General features: G+C 70.2%; 10 protein-coding genes and 3 pseudogenes. 5 read left to right on the top strand and 8 right to left on the bottom strand.

What is annotated here, in order from left to right:
* Positions 1-3 precede the first annotated feature (3 nt).
* The 4 genes and pseudogenes from AB0L37_RS12455 to AB0L37_RS12440 all read right to left on the bottom strand — a co-directional run.
* Complete coding sequence (locus AB0L37_RS12455; protein WP_365503474.1) at positions 4-1,617, bottom strand: FAD-dependent oxidoreductase; 1,614 nt, start codon at positions 1,615-1,617, stop codon at positions 4-6.
* A gap of 45 nt (positions 1,618-1,662) precedes the next feature.
* On the bottom strand, positions 1,663-2,643 hold the full coding sequence (locus AB0L37_RS12450; RefSeq protein ID WP_365503471.1) for a diiron oxygenase: 981 nt from the start codon (positions 2,641-2,643) through the stop codon (positions 1,663-1,665).
* Positions 2,644-2,659: 16 nt separating this feature from the next.
* The gene (locus AB0L37_RS12445; protein WP_365503644.1) at positions 2,660-4,177 is read right to left on the bottom strand and encodes an NAD(P)/FAD-dependent oxidoreductase; all 1,518 of its coding nucleotides are present in this window, start codon (positions 4,175-4,177) and stop codon (positions 2,660-2,662) included.
* A 1,334-nt stretch (positions 4,178-5,511) separates the two neighbouring features.
* A pseudogene (locus AB0L37_RS12440) lies at positions 5,512-6,021 on the bottom strand (IS5 family transposase); the annotation flags it as partial.
* Between the two features lie 723 nt (positions 6,022-6,744).
* On the opposite strand from AB0L37_RS12440, the gene AB0L37_RS12435 reads away from it, so the two are divergent.
* Both AB0L37_RS12435 and AB0L37_RS12430 read left to right on the top strand, forming a co-directional pair.
* On the top strand, positions 6,745-7,797 hold the full coding sequence (locus AB0L37_RS12435; RefSeq protein ID WP_365503468.1) for a DUF1254 domain-containing protein: 1,053 nt from the start codon (positions 6,745-6,747) through the stop codon (positions 7,795-7,797).
* A 383-nt stretch (positions 7,798-8,180) separates the two neighbouring features.
* Positions 8,181-8,504: pseudogene (locus tag AB0L37_RS12430) on the top strand (ISKra4 family transposase); the annotation flags it as partial.
* A 57-nt stretch (positions 8,505-8,561) separates the two neighbouring features.
* On the opposite strand, the gene AB0L37_RS12425 reads toward AB0L37_RS12430, so the two are convergent.
* Both AB0L37_RS12425 and AB0L37_RS12420 read right to left on the bottom strand, forming a co-directional pair.
* Positions 8,562-9,977, bottom strand: a complete 1,416-nt coding sequence (locus AB0L37_RS12425; protein WP_365503465.1) for an FG-GAP-like repeat-containing protein — start codon at positions 9,975-9,977, stop codon at positions 8,562-8,564.
* Between the two features lie 292 nt (positions 9,978-10,269).
* Positions 10,270-10,710, bottom strand: a complete 441-nt coding sequence (locus tag AB0L37_RS12420; protein WP_365503462.1) for a hypothetical protein — start codon at positions 10,708-10,710, stop codon at positions 10,270-10,272.
* Here AB0L37_RS12420 and AB0L37_RS12415 point away from each other — a divergent pair.
* From AB0L37_RS12415 to AB0L37_RS12405, 3 genes and pseudogenes are all read left to right on the top strand, one after another.
* A pseudogene (locus AB0L37_RS12415) lies at positions 10,686-11,129 on the top strand (PAS domain-containing protein); the annotation flags it as partial. The gene AB0L37_RS12420 and the pseudogene AB0L37_RS12415 overlap by 25 nt on opposite strands.
* Positions 11,130-11,337: 208 nt before the next feature.
* Positions 11,338-13,515, top strand: a complete 2,178-nt coding sequence (locus AB0L37_RS12410; protein ID WP_365503459.1) for a discoidin domain-containing protein — start codon at positions 11,338-11,340, stop codon at positions 13,513-13,515.
* 44 nt (positions 13,516-13,559) lie between these two features.
* Positions 13,560-14,636: a DUF1996 domain-containing protein gene (locus AB0L37_RS12405; RefSeq protein WP_365503642.1), complete on the top strand. Its 1,077-nt coding sequence runs from the start codon at positions 13,560-13,562 to the stop codon at positions 14,634-14,636.
* A 57-nt stretch (positions 14,637-14,693) separates the two neighbouring features.
* Here the strand turns inward: AB0L37_RS12405 and AB0L37_RS12400 are convergent, their stop codons facing one another.
* Together AB0L37_RS12400 and AB0L37_RS12395 are read right to left on the bottom strand one after the other, a co-directional pair.
* The gene (locus AB0L37_RS12400) at positions 14,694-14,858 is read right to left on the bottom strand and encodes a hypothetical protein (protein WP_365503456.1); all 165 of its coding nucleotides are present in this window, start codon (positions 14,856-14,858) and stop codon (positions 14,694-14,696) included.
* 309 nt (positions 14,859-15,167) lie between these two features.
* A complete protein-coding gene (locus AB0L37_RS12395) occupies positions 15,168-16,211 on the bottom strand; it encodes a LacI family DNA-binding transcriptional regulator (RefSeq protein WP_365503453.1) in 1,044 nt (347 codons plus the stop codon).
* Positions 16,212-16,238 lie beyond the last annotated feature (27 nt).

The following is a 16,238-nucleotide window of genomic DNA, read 5'->3' as shown; positions in this document are numbered from 1 at the left end:
GGGTCAGCTGCGGGCCGCTGCCGGGGTGGCCCGACTGGCGGCTTCGTAAAGGGAGTTGAGGTCCGTGTGCTTGACGCGGGGGCGACCCTGCGCTTCCCCCGCGGCGCGTTCCGAGGCGTCGATGGCGCGCCAGGCGGCGAGGTCGAGGGCGCGGGGCGCGGTGGCGGCGCCGGACTCGGGCGGGGTGAGGCGGCCCTCGGTGAAGTCGTCCAGGAGGGCGGCGACCGTCTCCTGGGCGCAGGTCTTGTTCGTGCCGATGAAGCCGGTCGGGCCGCGCTTGATCCAGCCCGCGACGTAGACGCCGGGTGCGACGCGGCCGCCGTCGTGCGGGACGGTCGCGGTGTCCTCGTCGAAGGGCAGGCCGGGGACGGGGCGGGCGCGGTAGCCGACGGAGCGCAGGACGAGGCCGGTCTCCAGGGTCCGCGTCTCGGCGGTGGGGCGCGCGCGTACGGTGCCGTCGGTGTCCGTGTGCAGGGTGGTCGTGGCGGTCTGAAGGGCTTGTACGCGGCCTTCGCCGGTGAGGCGTACGGGGCTGGTGAGGAACCGCAGGATGATACGGCGTCGCGTCGAGTGCGGTGTGCGGGCGGCGAGTTGGGACAGCAGGCGGGTCTTGTCGGTGGCGCCGGGCGGCAGGTCGTCGGGCCAGCCTTCGACGGTCACGTCCACGTCCTTCAGCGCGCTGAGCGCGAGGAGTTCGGGCAGCGTGAAAGCCGCCTGGGCGGGTCCGCGGCGGCCCAGGAGGACGACCTCGCGGACCCGGCTGGCGCGCAGTGCGGCCAGGGCGTGGTCGGAGATGTCGGTGCGGGCCAGGGTGTCGGGGTCGGCGGTGAGGATGCGGGCGACGTCGAGGGCGACGTTGCCGTTGCCGACGACGACGGCGCGTTCGGTGTCGAGGTCGTAGTGGTCGTCGGCGTGGTCGGGGTGGCCGTTGTACCAGGCGACGAAGTCGGTGGCGGCGACGCTGCCGCGCAGGTCCTCGCCGTCGATGCCGAGGCGCTTGTCGGTCGCGGCGCCGACGGCGTAGATCACCGCGTGGTGTGTGCGCAGCAGGTCGGCGTGGGTGAGGTCGGTGCCGATCTCGACGCCGAGCCGGTAGTGGAAGCCGGGCTGCGACTCGATGGCCCGGAAGAGCTCGCTGACCTGCTTGGTGTCCTGGTGGTCCGGGGCGACGCCGGCTCGCGCCAGACCGTACGGGGTGGGGAGCCGGTCGTGGACGGTGACGCGCACGCCCGGGTGGCGTAGGAGTTCGTCGGCGGCGAACAGTCCTGCCGGTCCGGCGCCGACGACGGCGACCGACAACTCGCCTGCGGGCAGGTCCCGTTGGCGGGGCACGACGTACATGGGCGTGCGGTCCGCGTGCGGATTCTCTTTGTAGTAGGTCGCGTTGAGGTCCAGGAACGGCAACTCGGCCGCGCCGAGGGCCGTATGGGGCTTGAGGGCGTCCACCGGGCAGGCTGTCGTGCAGGCACCGCAGTCCACGCAGGTGCGCGGATCGACGTAGAGCATCTCGGCGGTGGCGAAGCCGGGTTCGCCCGGCGCGGGGTGGATGCAGTTGACCGGGCAGGCCAGCACGCAGGAGGCGTCGGCGCAGCAGGATCGGGTGACGACGTACGGCACGGCGGGCTGGCTCCGTTCAGAGGGGGCGAGGAGGCGGTCGGGCGGTCAGTCGGTCTGCGGGACCGGCTCGCCGCGGAAGCGCGCGGGGCGGCCGTGGATGCGCAGGGCCCGCCACAGCGGGCGGGACGCCTTGTTCATCAGGCCGATGTCCTCGGCGAGCATCCGTACGTCGGAGAAGAGGTCGTGGAGCATCTTCTGTCCGGCGTCGGACTTCCAGAAGACGTCCTTGAGCACCCAGGCGGGGATGCCCACTTGGGCGGCGGACTTCCGGTCGGGGATCATGATGACGTCGCACAGGACTCGCATGATCAGCGGGAAGAGGACGGAGAGTGCGCCGCGGCGGGTTTTGCCGTAGTGGGGGACGCGCAGGCGCAGGAACTCGTGGGCGAAGGAGATGTGCCGGGCCTCCTCCGCTATGTGGATCTGCATGATCCGCTGCGGCAGCGGGTGCACCGGCTCCCCGCTGCGCAGGGCGCCCTTTTGCAGGTGGTCGATGGGTTCCTCGCCGGCGAGGATGCCGGTGAAGAACGCCTCGGGGTACAGGGAGCCGAACAGGGGCAGGACGCGGCTGAGTTGGCGGAACCAGCGCTTGCCGCCGGCGGTGTCGACGCCGGTGCGGTTGACCAGTTCCTGGAACATCTGGGTGTGGTGGGTCTCTTCGGTGATCTCGTGGGTGAGGTACCTGAACTCCTGGTTCTGGTTGCCCAGTTGGTAGACGTAGTCGAGGGCTCCGCGCATGAGGAGGTTCTCGAACTGCATGCCGACCTTGGCGATGGTCGCCCAGCGCCAGATCCCGATCCGGATCTGCGTCTCGAGGGGCTGTTCCTGGTACCAGGGGTGGGCGCCGAGCGCGTCCGCGGAGGTCAGCACCCAGCGCGGGTCGCTGGTGTCCACGGCGAACTCGGGGTCGTCCCACTTGATGTCGGTGAAGGCGTTGAAGTTGACGTTGACGGAGCCTTCGGACAGGGTCCGCAGGCGTTCGTCGTAGACCTTCCGGGTCAGATTCCTGGTCGGGTTCGCGGTCATCTTTGTCCTTGTCCTCTCAGGCGACGCGGGTCGATGTGGGTGCGTCGGCCGCATGCTCCGTACCGGATGGGCCGACGGTGTCGAAGCGCAGCGGACCGTCTTCGATCGGGGCGTCCTGGAGCATGGCGCGGTCGCGGTAGTAGTTGTTCCACAGCCGCCAGGGGTCGCGGGTGCCCTGGCGCGGCATGGCCCGGTCGGCGCGGGCGATGTAGCCGGAGGTGAGCGCCTCGCCCATGACGGAGAACTCCGAACGGTCGGCGTCGGTGGCGACCGGGGTGGCGATGTCGTGTCCGTGGCGCCGCATGTGGGCCAGGAGTCGAGCCGTGTAGTCGGCCGCCAGGTCCGCCTTCAGGGTCCAGGAGGCGTTGGTGTAGCCGATGACGAGGGACATGTTCGGTACGCCTTCGAGCATCACGGCCTTGTAGAGGACGCGGTTCGTGACGTCGACGGGGCGGCCCTCGACGGTGAGGGCCATGCCGCCCAGGAGGCGGACGTTGAGGCCGGTCGCGGTGACGACGATGTCGGCCTTCAGTTCCTGGCCGGACTTCAGGCGGATGCCGTCGGCGGTGAAGGTGTCGATGTGGTCGGTGGCGACGGACGCCTTGCCGCTCCTGAGCACCTTGAACAGGTCGCCGCCGGGCACGACGCACAGTCGCTGGTCCCAGGGCTTGTAGTGGGGGCTGAAGTGGCGCATGTCGACGCCCTTGCCGGCGCGTGCCCGTACGAGGCCGAGGAGTATGCGGCGGGCGAGGCGCGGGTACTTGCGGCAGAACGCGTAACTCCCGCGTTGCAGTGCGATGTTGCGGGTGCGGGCGATCTTGTGGGTGAGGCGGGCGGGCGCGTGCAGCTTCTGCAGGACGGAGGTGACGGGGTCGACCTCCGGCAGGGCGAGGACGTAGGTGGGCGAGCGCTGGAGCATGGTGATGTGCGCGGCCTTGTCGGCCATCGCGGGGAGCAGGGTGATGGCGGTGGCGCCGGATCCGATGACGACGACGCGCTTGCCGGTGTGGTCGAGGTCCTCGGGCCACTGCTGTGGGTGGACCAGGGTACCCCGGTAATTGGCCTCGCCGGGGAACTCGGGGCGGTAGGGCTCGTCGTAGTCGTAGTAGCCGGTTGCGCCGACGAGGTAGCCGGCGCTGTACGACTCGTGCGCGCCGGTGTGCTCGTCCTCGACCTCGACGGTCCACCGGCCGGTGGCGTGCGAGAAGTCGGCGCTGACGGCGCGGCGGCCGAAGCGGGTGCGCTCCAGGATGCCCGCGTCGGCGGCGGCGTCCTCGACGTAGCCGCGGATCTCCTGGCCGTCGGCGAGGATGCGGGCGCCGCGCCAGGGGTGGAAGCCGAACCCGAAGGTGGACATGTCGGAGTCGGAGCGGATGCCCGGGTACCGGAACAGGTCCCAGGTGCCGCCGACCCGGGCGCGGCGCTCCAGGACGACAAGCGTGGCGCGCGGGTTGTCGCGCAGGACGTGGCGGGCGGCGCTGATGCCGGAGATCCCGGCCCCGATGACCAGGACGTCGACGTGCTGCCGTTCCATCGTCATGGGCCTCACTCTCGCTCGGGCCCCTGGTGCGACAGAGGCGATCCATACGGGCGGCACCCGCAATTTACCTGCGACACACTGTTTCAGATACCGCCGGTAATGTGATGTGGGCCACAACGTTGATGGCGAATACCTTGACAGGGAAAGGCCGTTGGGCCCCGAGACGAACCCGCGCCGGCACACCTCGCGCCTGGCCCTCGACGTCGTCACCCACGTCACCGCCGAGCCCAAACGCCAGGACGCCGCCCGGCGCCTGCTCACGTGGACCGTCGACGCACCCCCGCTGCCCGCGAGCTACTCCCCCGCCGCACGCGGTCCGGCCGCTCCCGCGCCAAGACCGCGGAGCTCGCCCGCGTCGCCTCCACCAGCACGATCAACACTGGGAAGCCGGTCGCAGCATCCCGCACCCACACAACTGGCCGGGCCCGTGCGCGGCGTACGGCTTCGACGAGACGAATGCGCCCGCCTCCCCGGCCGCACCGGCCCGCCCGAGCGCCGCGCCGACGCCCGCGATTGACGAACCCGACGAGCCGGTCACCGTCTCCCACGACGACTGCACGACACAAAAGCAGCGGGCCACCATCGAGGCGCCCCGGCTGGCGGGAGAACGTACCCGGCCTGCGCGGAACGGAGGATGGTTCCTCGATCTCCCCACCGCCGACTACGACGACGAGGACGTCGAGGGCCCGGTCGCGGGTACTCCGCGACTGCCGGTCAGATCCCACCAGAGTTCCCCGGGCGGCGGGCGGGGCCGACAGCGTTAAGACGTCGTTTCCTTTGGCTCATCGGAGGATGCATAGGCAAGCACTGTGTGCCAAGCGAGGGGTGATGGGCACGAATTCGATAAGAGTTGAACACGTTCAATTTTGCTGGCAGGATCTCCTTCACGCGGATGGGGGAGCGAAGATGAAGCACAGGTCGGCGATCCATCGGGGGACCGCAGTTGGGCGGCCCGCGAGGCTATGTGCGGCGGCGGTTCTGGCCTGGGTGTCGGTGATCGTTGTCAGCCCGTGGGTTCCGCTGATTGCGGGCGTTGCGGACTTGTCGGGCGTCACTGTCTTCTTGAGCATGATGGCCGGTGGTATCGCCCCTTCCTTGCTTCTGGGGCTGTTGCTCGGACGTGCTCGAACCTGGGAGGTACTGGGTGCGTGTGCCGCCGCGGGAATGTTCCTCTGGGCTGTCGCTGTGGCACTCTTCGGCGACTCTGACGTCCATGCGGGCCCGGGGGCATCTGTGGCCATCTTCGTCCCCATGGCCTTAATTCTTGTTGTTGCTCCCCTGCTGGCTGGTGCACTGGCGGGGCGGTCCTGCCCGCGCTTCTGCAGTGGTCAGTGACGAGGGCTGCCGATGAGCCGGCGGAAGCAGATGAGACCCGCTGCGATGCCGACGAAGGCGAGGAAGTGTTCAGCTCTGCGTTCGTAGCGGCGGTGGAGCCTGCGGCACCCGGCCAGCCAGGACACGGTTCTCTCGACCACCCACCGGTGCCGGCCCAGCCGCTGCGAGGACTCGACGCCCTTGCGGGCGATGCGGTGGCGGATACCGCGCTCGCGGAGCCATCAGCGCAGGTGGTCGTAGTCGTAGCCCTTGTCGGCGTGCAGCTTCACCGGCTTCCTGCGCCGGGGCCCACGGCGGGACCGGATGGGTGGAATACCGCGCACAAGCGGCTCCAGGCCCTGACTGTCGTGCATGTTCGCGCCAGAGACCCACGGACAGCGGCAGTCCGTTCCGGTCGGTGATGAGGTGAATCTTCGATCCCGGCTTGCCGCGATCGGTCGGATTCGGTCCCGTCAGCGGCCCCCTTTTGCAGCCCGCAGACTGACCGAGTCGATCGCGCACCGCGGGTGCGGAACTCCCGGAACTGGCAGCCGAGTTCGGCGTCGACGCTGCGTCGCTTGAGTCGCTGCTGACGCTCGCGGGGGCGCTGCCGGTGGCCGACATGGCGCGCCGGTACTGGCGGCGGGAGCCGGTGCGGGCCATCGCCGCGGCGCACTCCACGACCGAGCGGACCATGTACCGGGTCCTCGACCGGCACGGAGTCGCGCGGCGCGGACGTCGGCAACAACTGCCGGTCTCGCCCGAGGAACTGGGCTGCCGCTACCTCGTCGAGGGCGAGGAGGTCCAGGCGATCGCGGCCGAGCTCGGCGTGAGCGGGCGCCTGGTCTCGCACCGGATGCGGGGCGTGCCCGTGGGGGCGCGGCCGGTGGAGCTGCCGGTCGACGAGCTGCGCCGGCTGCGGGACGAGGAAGGCGCGTCGCTGTCGCGATCGCGGCCCGGTACCGGGTCTCGGTGCCGACAATCCGAGCCCGGATCGGTGTCACACAGCCCTACCGGCTGCCGGACGAGGAACTGCGCCGACGCCACCGGGCCGGCGAGTCTCTTGGAGCGCTGGCGGCGGCGTACGGCGTCTCCCGCGACACGATCCGGCGACGGGTCACCCGGCCCCGGGCCGGCCAAGCGCCGTCTGGCTTTGTCGCACGGTGAAGGCCGGGCGGCTGGCGCGGATCCACCGCATCCATCACCCGCTCGGTCGACCCGTCGAGCGAGGACGTTCTGCGGGTGCTGTGCTGGCCGCAGCCCCTGCGGGCGGGGCCAACGCCCCCTTCGAAGGACCGGCGCCCGAGCAAGATGACAGAGGAGCACGCGTGGTACATCGGCAGGACACTCCCGTCACCGTCACGGTCGAGACCTTTCCCCGGGCCGAGAGCGACATGTACTTCTCCGTGTCAGCGAACCAGGGAGGCTTCGGGACGTTCCACCATCACCGCGCCCTGATGCCAATCGATCACCAGAGCGTCGTTCGTGCCAACCGCGACACCCTGTACTCAGATGCCGTGCTCGACCTGGACGCCGGCCCGGCGACCATCAGGCTGCCCGACCCCGGAGACCGATTCCTGTCGATGATCCTGATCAACGAGGACCACTACATCGCCGGCGTCGAGTACGGAGGCGGGGCCTACCACGTCACGCGCGAGCAGGTCGGAACCCGCTACGTGATGGTCGGCATCCGCACGATGGTCACCCCGGGCATCACCGGCGACATGGCAGCCGTCCACGCGCTTCAGGATTCCATGCGCATCGACCAGCCCGGCGGCCCCGGAAGCCTCGATCTGCCCGCCTGGGACCAGGCTTCGCACAAGCGGGTCCGGGACGCTCTGGTCATTCTCAGCGAGGGACTTCCAGACCTCGCCCGTGCATTCGGTGCGCCCGGACAAGTCGATCCGGTCCGCCACCTGATCGCCAGCGCCAGCGCATGGGGCGGCAACCCCGACAAGGACGCCACCTATCTCAACGTGACCCCTGAGCACAACGACGGCGGCACCGTCTACCGGCTCACCGTGGGCGAGGTGCCGGTCGACGGGTTCTGGTCGATCAGCGTGTACAACAGCGACGGCTACTTCGAGCAGAACACCGACGGGGTCTACACCCTGAACAACCTCGGCGCGAAACGGACCGCCGACGGCACCATCACCGTCCAGTTCGGCGGCACCACGACCGACGAAGACGTCAACGTCCTCCCCGTTCCCAAGGACTGGAACTACATGGTCCGCCTCTACCGCCCCCGCCCGGAGATCCTGGACGGCACATGGACCTTCCCTCCCGCCCGACCAGCCTGACCTGAATCACCATGGCCTCATGCCCCGGCGATCCGGACCGACGCTGTCGGCGATCTGGGAAAGGCTCTGAACTGACGGGGCAGCGCGAACCGAATTGGCCTCGGCGGACTGCGGATACGAGATCACGGGCACCACGAACCTGCGCTCCGGGCCAAGGACCACCTACGCCTCCTACGGACTGCTGCGCGACGGCGATCAGGTAGCCGTGCTGAGCAGCAAGAGAGCGTGGAAGAGGGGCACCTCGACAACCGCCCCCACCTCAGGCCTGACGGTCAACGCCAAAGGCTGGGTCCGGGGCGCCTTCGTGCGCAAGTCAACGTGCATGCAGCTCGACTGACCTGCGCCTTCACGGAACGAACCTGCCCTGCGACCCGGGGGGCCGCTCTACCATCGGCTGCGTGACCCCTCCCCCGCCCCCGAGGCCACACGATGTGATCCATCCGCCCGGCGGCCGCACCGGAATGCGTCGGCCCCGCCCGGGGCCGACCGCGATACGCAAGTAGTGCACCGCCTCCCTGGTCCACCCGCCGGAGAAGGTCATCGCTGACGCGTTCACCCAGGCCGAGGCCCGCGATCCCGGCCATCACCGCTGCTGGGTGGTCCTGGTCGACGGCGCCCGCCACCAACGCGACCTGATCCAGCGCGAAGCCGGCCGCCGCAACGTCACGATCAACGTGCTCCTGGACTTCGTGCACGTCACCGAGTACGTGGCCGGAGGACCCGACCAGGCGAAGATGCATGGACCCGCGCACCGACCCGGGGCGTCAGCGTCCCAGGTCCCGGCCCAGCTGGGCGCCCTTCTCGGGGATGTTGACGGCGGCGGGCCCGAAGGAGGTGATGTTCTTGACGGTCAGGCCGCTCTTCGTGCCGCGCAGCACCCAGGCCGCTCCCGAGTCCTTGTACGTGCCGTCCTCCAGCGGCGCGGCGGAGGTCAGGTCGGCCAGTCCGTCGCCGTTCACGTCGGTCAGCAGCACCTGAAGGCCGAACATGTCGCCGCTCTCGCTCGCCCCGGGTACCCCGGTGGTCGACTGGTTGAAGGCCTGCGCCCCGGTACCGCTCAGCCCGGCCTTGCCGCCCTTGAGCAGGACCACGGCTCCCGCGTTCTTCACTGAGCCGATGGCCTCGCCGGGGACGCCGACGGCGATGTCCGCGTACCCGTCGCCGTTCACGTCACTGGCGGCGATGTCCGTGCCGAACTGGTCGCCCTTCTCACCGATGCCGGGGACGCCGCTGGTCTCCTGGGTGATCGCCTTCGTACGCGTGCTGGAAGGGCCGGAGGCGGTGCCGTACAGGACCCGTACCGTCCCCTTCTCGTAGGGGATGTCCTCGTAGTTGGCGCCGATGTCGTGCACGACGAGGTCGCCATAGCCGTCACCGTCCACGTCGGCGACGGCGCCCGCGAGGCTGGAAGTGAGGGTGGTGGAGGTGTGGCTGACGCCGTCTTTTCCGCCCTTCCAGAACTCGCTGCCGTACGCCGTTTCCTCGAAGCCGAGACTGGTCACGATGTCGTCGGCGCCGTCACCCGTCATGTCACCGACGACGAAGTCGTGGGGACCGTACGTCTGGCTGGTCGCGATGGTGTCGGTCTTCGCGACCGCGCCCGTCGCCCGGTCGAAGGGCCCGTACAGGATGGTCATCCCGCCCATGTCGTCGTCCGGGTCATACGGGAAGTCGTCGGTGACCAGGTCGCGGTGGCCGTCCCCGTTGAAGTCGCCGACGGAGAACAGTCCTGAGCCGCCCGGCAGGCTGACGGCTCCGGTGCCGGTCAGGCCCTGCGCGGAGCCCCACAGCACGACGGGGTGGCCGCCGTTCGTCGGGCCGACGACGAGGTCGGTGTACCCGTCGCCGTCGAGGTCGCCGGGGGAGACCCGCTCCCCGAAGAACTCGTACGAGGTCCGGACCCCCGGTACCCCGGCGGTCGACCGGGTGAACACCTTCGCGTGCGCGATGTCCGGCCCGTTCTTGCTCCCGTACACGACCGACACGGCCCCAGCGTTCAGGGTCCCGCTCACCGTGGTGCCCGGCCCGCCGAGCGCGAGGTCGGCGTACCCGTCGTGGTTGAAGTCGGTGAGGGGGGTGCGGGGCGGCACGGGGGCGGCGGCCGCCGGTGTGACAGTGAGGGCCGAGGCGGTGCTGAGGGCTGCGGTGACGGTCAGCGCGATGGCGATACTGCGGCGCACGAGGGCTCCTGGGTGTCCGGCGGGAGAAGTTCAGGTTGCGCAGCGGCAAGAGGCAAGGGCCATGCCGTTCGTAGGTGAGACGTGCGAGGTGGGTGAATCGTTGCGCACAGGAGGCGCGCGAGTTTCCGTACGCGCCCTCGCTCAGCGGGGTTCGGCGCCGAACCCCGTCCCCGCCTCGGTTCCCGTGTCCTTCGCGCCGGTCTCGGGGGCGTGCACCGCTCGCCACCGGTCCAGGACCCGGACGCCGATCCCTGACTCCCCGGCGTGCCGCCCGCCCTCGATCTCTGATCGCCTAGCGGCGGCGCCCGTGACCGGGCAGTCCGGCGGGAATCGCGTACACGCTGGAACCGCTGCCGCCGGTAACGGGCTTGGCCCACCCTTCGGTGGGCGCCAGCGGCACCATCCGCACCAGGCCGCCGCCGACGCGCCGGGGGCGCTGTGGGGCAGCGCGCGTCTCGATCGGCTCTCCGGACAGCGGACACCCTGGCCCTTCCGGCATCACGTGGCGGGCCAGCGCTCCCTTGCTCGTCACCCGGGCCCAGGTGCCGCACGCGCACTCGTAGCTGTTCACCAGCTCGGAGCCGGCCACGACCACGGCGCCGGACTTCGCGCACGGGCCGGTGCCGTCGGGAGCGTCGTGTTCGTACAGGCGGCCGCTGCGCAGGCTCGCCTTCGTGGCCGTGCCGCACTCACATATGTGCGCTTTCGATGGTGCGAGAACACGCTTCGGCATGCCGCCACCCTTCACTCGCCCAGCCCCGTACGCCCGGCCAACTCCTGACGTCCCAGGCGCTGTTGGGACGACAACGCCGACTGTCGGCGAGCCCCCGCACTGATCCTTTCGCCCCACGGGCACAAGGCCGCCCGACGGCTCACCCCCTCGGAGCTGCACCCGTGCCCGAAGCTGAGAGCCGCGCGCTCGATGCCGTCGTGCTGGACGTCCTGTTCACCCAGGCGCCGTGGGGGCTCTACGTCTTCGACGCCGACCTGCGGGTGGAGCGCTACAACCCCGCAGCGCGCGACGTGCAGGGGCTGCACCCCGGCGCGGTGCTCGGACATCGGCTCGACGAGTTCGCCGAAGGTGTCGCCGATTCGGAACTCGCCGCACGGGCCCGGCAGGTGCCGACGGGAACCGGCGCGCAACATGCCACCGCCCTCCGCGTCTCCCCCTCCAACCCGCACCCGACGTCGATCTTCACCTGGGCCGGATGCGTGAGGAGCGGAGTCCAGGGCGTTGACAGGGTCACGCCCGCACGCCACTCTCTGGGAGAGCGCTCTCCCAGATTCCGGAACGGCTGCACCGCCCCCTCCCGCACGCCGCCCACCCCCGCCAGGAGACCCCGTGTTCAGACCCCCTGTCATGTCCCGACACTCGCGAGTCGGCAGGTTCCGACGCCCGCGAATCGCGACGCTTCTCGTCAATCTCGGCGCGCTGTCGGCGTCCTCCCTCACCGTGATCACCGCACCGGGCGCAGCTGCGGCCGACACCCTGTTGTCCCAGGGCAGACCCGCCACGGCCTCCTCGCAGGAGGGCGACGGCTACTCGGCGGCGGCAGCGGTCGACGGCAATCTCACCGGCACCCGGTGGGCGAGCCAGTGGACCGACTCCCAGTGGCTCCGGGTCGACCTCGGCGCGAAGGCGGACCTCAGCCGCGTCGTCCTCACCTGGGAGTCCGCCTACGGCAAGTCCTACGAGATCCAGGCCTCCGACAACGGCACCGACTGGCGCACGCTGAAGACCGTCACCAGCGGCGACGGCGGCACCGACGACCTCGCCGTCTCCGGCGAGGGCCGCTACGTCCGCATGCTCGGCACCGCCCGATCGAGCGGCTACGGATATTCGCTGTGGGAGTTCCAGGTGTACGGCTCCCCCGACGACACCACTCCCCCGCCGGCCGGCGGAGCGGTCAAGGTGACCGGGGCCCAGGGCAATTGGCAGCTCCAGGTGGGCGGGCAGCCGTACACCGTCAAGGGATTCACCTGGGGCCCGGCCATGGCGGACGCTCCCACCTACATGCCCGATCTGAAGTCCATGGGCGTCAACACCGTGCGTACCTGGGGCACCGACAGCTCGTCGAAGCCTCTGCTCGACGCGGCCGCGGCCAACGGGATCCGCGTGATCAACGGCTTCTGGCTGCAGCCCGGCGGCGGTCCCGGCAGCGGCGGCTGCGTCAACTACGTCACGGACACGACGTACAAGAACAACATGCTCACCGAGTTCGCCAAATGGGTCGACACCTACAAGAGCCACCCGGGCACGCTGATGTGGAACGTCGGCAACGAGTCCGTACTCGGCCTGCAGAACTGCTACAGCGGTGGCGAGTTGGAGACGCAGCGCAACGCCTATACGACGTTCGTGAACGACGTCGCCAAAAAGATCCACTCCATCGATCCCGACCACCCGGTGACCTCCACCGACGCCTGGACCGGCGCCTGGCCGTACTACAAGCGCAACGCACCGGACCTCGACCTGTACGCGATGAACTCCTACGGCGACATCTGCAACGTCCAGAAGGACTGGGAGTCGGGCGGCTACACCAAGCCCTACATCATCACCGAGGGCGGTCCGGCCGGCGAGTGGGAAGTCCCCGACGACGCCAACGGCATCCCCGACGAGCCCACCGACGTCCAGAAGGCCGACGGCTACACCAAGGCCTGGAACTGCGTCACCGGCCACAAGGGCGTCGCGCTGGGTGCCACCCTCTTCCACTACGGCACCGAACACGACTTCGGCGGCGTCTGGTTCAACGTCCTGTCCGGCGGCCTCAAACGGCTGTCGTACTACGCCGTCAAGCGCGCGTACGCGGGTTCGACCGCGGGCGACAACACGCCGCCGGTGATCAGCGACATGGCCGTGTCCCCGGCATCGGCCGCGCCGGCCGGCGGGGAGTTCACCGTGCGCGCCGACGTCCGCGACCCGGACGGCGACCCGATCGCATACAAGATCTTCCTGAGCGGGAACTACGCCGGCGGGGACAAGGCGCTCGTCGAGGCGAAGTGGCGTTCGACCGGCAACGGCACCTTCGCGGTGACGGCTCCCGCAAAGCTCGGCGTGTGGAAGGTCTATATCGAGGCCAGGGACGGAAAGGGGAACGCCGGGATCGAGACCAAGTCCGTCAAGGTCGTCGCACCGCCGGTCAGCGGCACGAACGTGGCCCTCGGCAAGCCCACGACCGCGTCCTCGTACCAGGCCGAGTACGGAGACTGCCCGTGCACGGCGGCCAAGGCGACCGACGGCGACCCCGACACGCGCTGGGCCAGCGACTGGAGCGATCCGCAGTGGATCCAGGTCGACCTCAAGGAGCCCACCGCGATCCGCGGGCTCCAGCTGAACTGGGACCCCGCCTACGCCAAGTCCTACGAGGTGCAGGTCTCCGACGACGGCTCCACCTGGCGCTCGGTGTACTCCACCACCTCCGGCAACGGAGACATCGACACCCTCGACGTGTCGACGACCGCCCGCCATGTCCGGCTCCAGCTGACCGCCCGCGGCACCGCCTGGGGCTACTCGCTCCACGAGTTCGGCGTCTACAGCTGAGCAGCCGGCCCGCATCCCCTGCCCCCCCCCACAAGGAGGTCCAAGTGAAACGACGTTCCAGAGGCTTGTCCGCGTTACTCGTCGGCGGGGCTCTCGCGAGCACCCTCATCGGCGTCGGCTCGATCACGGCCGTCGCCGACCCGCCCTCCGCCGGCGTTCCGGCACCGGTCGCCCACAGCGGCCACACCATGGCGGTTTCCACGGCGCCCTCGGGGGACGACCCGGACGGCGACGGCTACATACCGGCGAATCCGCCGGTGACGGGCGTGACCCCGTCCGACCGGGAACCCGCTCCCCGCTACTTCCACGAGTTCCAGGCCAACTGCTCGGTGACGCACACCGCGCCCGACGACCCCATCGTCTACCCGGGCCAGCCCGGCAAGTCCCACGACCACACGTTCATGGGCAACACCTCGACCGACGCACAGAGCACCGAGGCCTCGCTCATCGGCGGCGACACCACCTGCAAGGCGCCGGGCGACGCGTCGGCGTACTGGATGCCCTCGCTCTTCCAGGGGGACCGCAAGGTCCTGCCGACCGGCCCGCAGACCATCTACTACAAGGCCGGCGTCACCGACTACACCAGTGTGCGTCCGTTCCCCAAGGGCCTGCGCTTCGTCGTCGGCAGTCCCATGCAGAGCGCCCAGGAGTTCCGCGCGCACCCGGGATGGGTCGAGGGCTGGGAGTGCGGCGACAGCTTCAAGAACATCGACTTCCCGCAGAACTGCCCCACCGGTTCGCAGCTCAACATCCGCATGCAGGCGCCGAGTTGCTGGGACGGCCGGTACCTCGACACGCCCGGCCACCAGAGCCACATGGCCTATCCGGTCGTGAAGGCGGGCACGAACGACAACGTCTGCCCGGCGAGCCACCCCGTCGCCCTGCCCATGATCGAGTTCAAGATGGCGTTCCCGGTGGACGGTGACATGTCGCAGGTGCACCTCGCCAGCGGCCGCGGCTACTCGTTCCACTACGACTTCTTCAACGCGTGGGACGAGCCGACGCTCAAGGCCCTCGTCGAGCACTGCGTCGTCGGTGGCCTGCAGTGCGACGCCCGGGGCTACGACCAGACACATCCCGAGGCGGGCGCCGCGCTGGGAACCGACTACCGGCTTCCCTGATCGCACCGGCCTCGCACCCGGCCCGCCCCGCACCGGCAGACACGGTGCGGGGCGGGCTCACTGCGCGCCGGGGCGCGGCGCGGTCGTCGCGCGCAGTCTCTCGGACGTCGTCAGCAGCTCGAAGGCACGAAGCGTGTGGTCGACGAGTCCCGCCCAGGCGCACTTCCTGGACAGGCCCCGGCCGCGCGGGTGCAGGGGAGGCTCGTGGCGGCCCGGATCCACGCCGCCACCGGTGGACCCTGGTTCTGGCAGGGCGCGTCAGGCCCCTCGATGAGGCCGTCCTGTCGCAGAAGGCGGACCGCCACCTCGGCGGTACGGCAGGAGTTGCGCTCCAGATCACGAGGTCGGGCGTCGGTGGAGCACAGCCGCTCCCCCGGCGCCGAGCAGCTCAGCGTGATGGTCGTCGAGACCCGTCCGGGCCCCGGATCAGCGACATCGCCGCGTGCACGGCGCCGACGAGACCAGACAGGTCGTCAGTATCCCCATGCCGGGCGACACCGCCCGCTCGGGCCACGTCTGCGGCGGGCACGGTCACGCCGACTCCCGCACCACGAGCTCCGGCTCGAAGATCACCGATGTGGGTTCCGTCCGGGTGCCCTCGATGTGCTCCTGGAGGATGCGGGCCATCGCGGCCGCCATCTCTTCCATGGGCTGGCGGATCGTGGTCAGCGGGGGGCGACAGGTGGTCGCCGTGATCGAGTCGTCGAAACCGATCACCGCCACGTCGTCGGGTACCGTCCTGCCCCGCTCCCGCAGCGCCTGGCAAGCCCCTTGTGCCATCAGGTCGTTGGCGGCGAAGATCCCGTCGAGATCCGGATGCTCGGCCAGCAGCCGGTCGGTCGCCGCCGCACCGCTCTCGAGTGTGAAACCGCCTTCGGCGATGGGGACGTACGGGTGTCCGTGGCGCGCCATGGCATCGCGGAAACCGGCCAGCCGGTCCTGGGCGGCCGGCAGGTCGAGGGGCCCCGTCACGGTGGCGACACGCCGACACCCCCGGGCCAGCAGGTGCTCGGCGGCGAGTCGGCCCCCGTCGCCGTGCGCGACGTCCACATAACTCACCGGTGTGCTCAACGCCGGGCGGGCGAAGAGCACGCACGGTCGGCCGTCGCGCGCGAGCAGGGCGGGCAGCGGGTCCTCGGCGTGCGTGGAAAAGATGAGCGCCCCGTCGGCGTTGCCGTGCCGCAGGTAGTCCACCACCTGCTGACGTGAGTCCCGGGACTCGGCGAACATCAGCACCGGGTGCGTCGAACGCGGTCGCAGATAGCCGATCACGCCGCTGACCACGCGACCGAAGAAGGGGTCCGCGAAGACACGTGCGGCGAACGCGGACTGCTCCCCCTCGGTCTCGTCGTCCCCCGCACCGGAGACGACGAGTGCGACCGTCTCGGCCCGCCGGGTCACCAGGGAACGGGCGGCACGGTTGGGCCGGTAGCCGGTGCGCTCGACCGCGCCCCGGACCAGTTCCTGGATCGCGGGATCGACGTTGCGTACGCCGTTGATGACCCGGGAGACGGTGGCACGCGAGACCCCCGCTTCCCGGGCGACATCCTCCAGCGTCGGAAGCTGAGCCGTCATGGCCGGTACCCTACCTGCCGGTGCCTG

Origin of the sequence: Streptomyces sp. NPDC052225 (assembly GCF_040679615.1) — a bacterium.
Lineage (GTDB): Bacteria > Actinomycetota > Actinomycetes > Streptomycetales > Streptomycetaceae > Streptomyces.
Note: the sequence above shows the minus strand (reverse complement) of the source record. Positions and strands in the feature narration are given on the sequence as shown.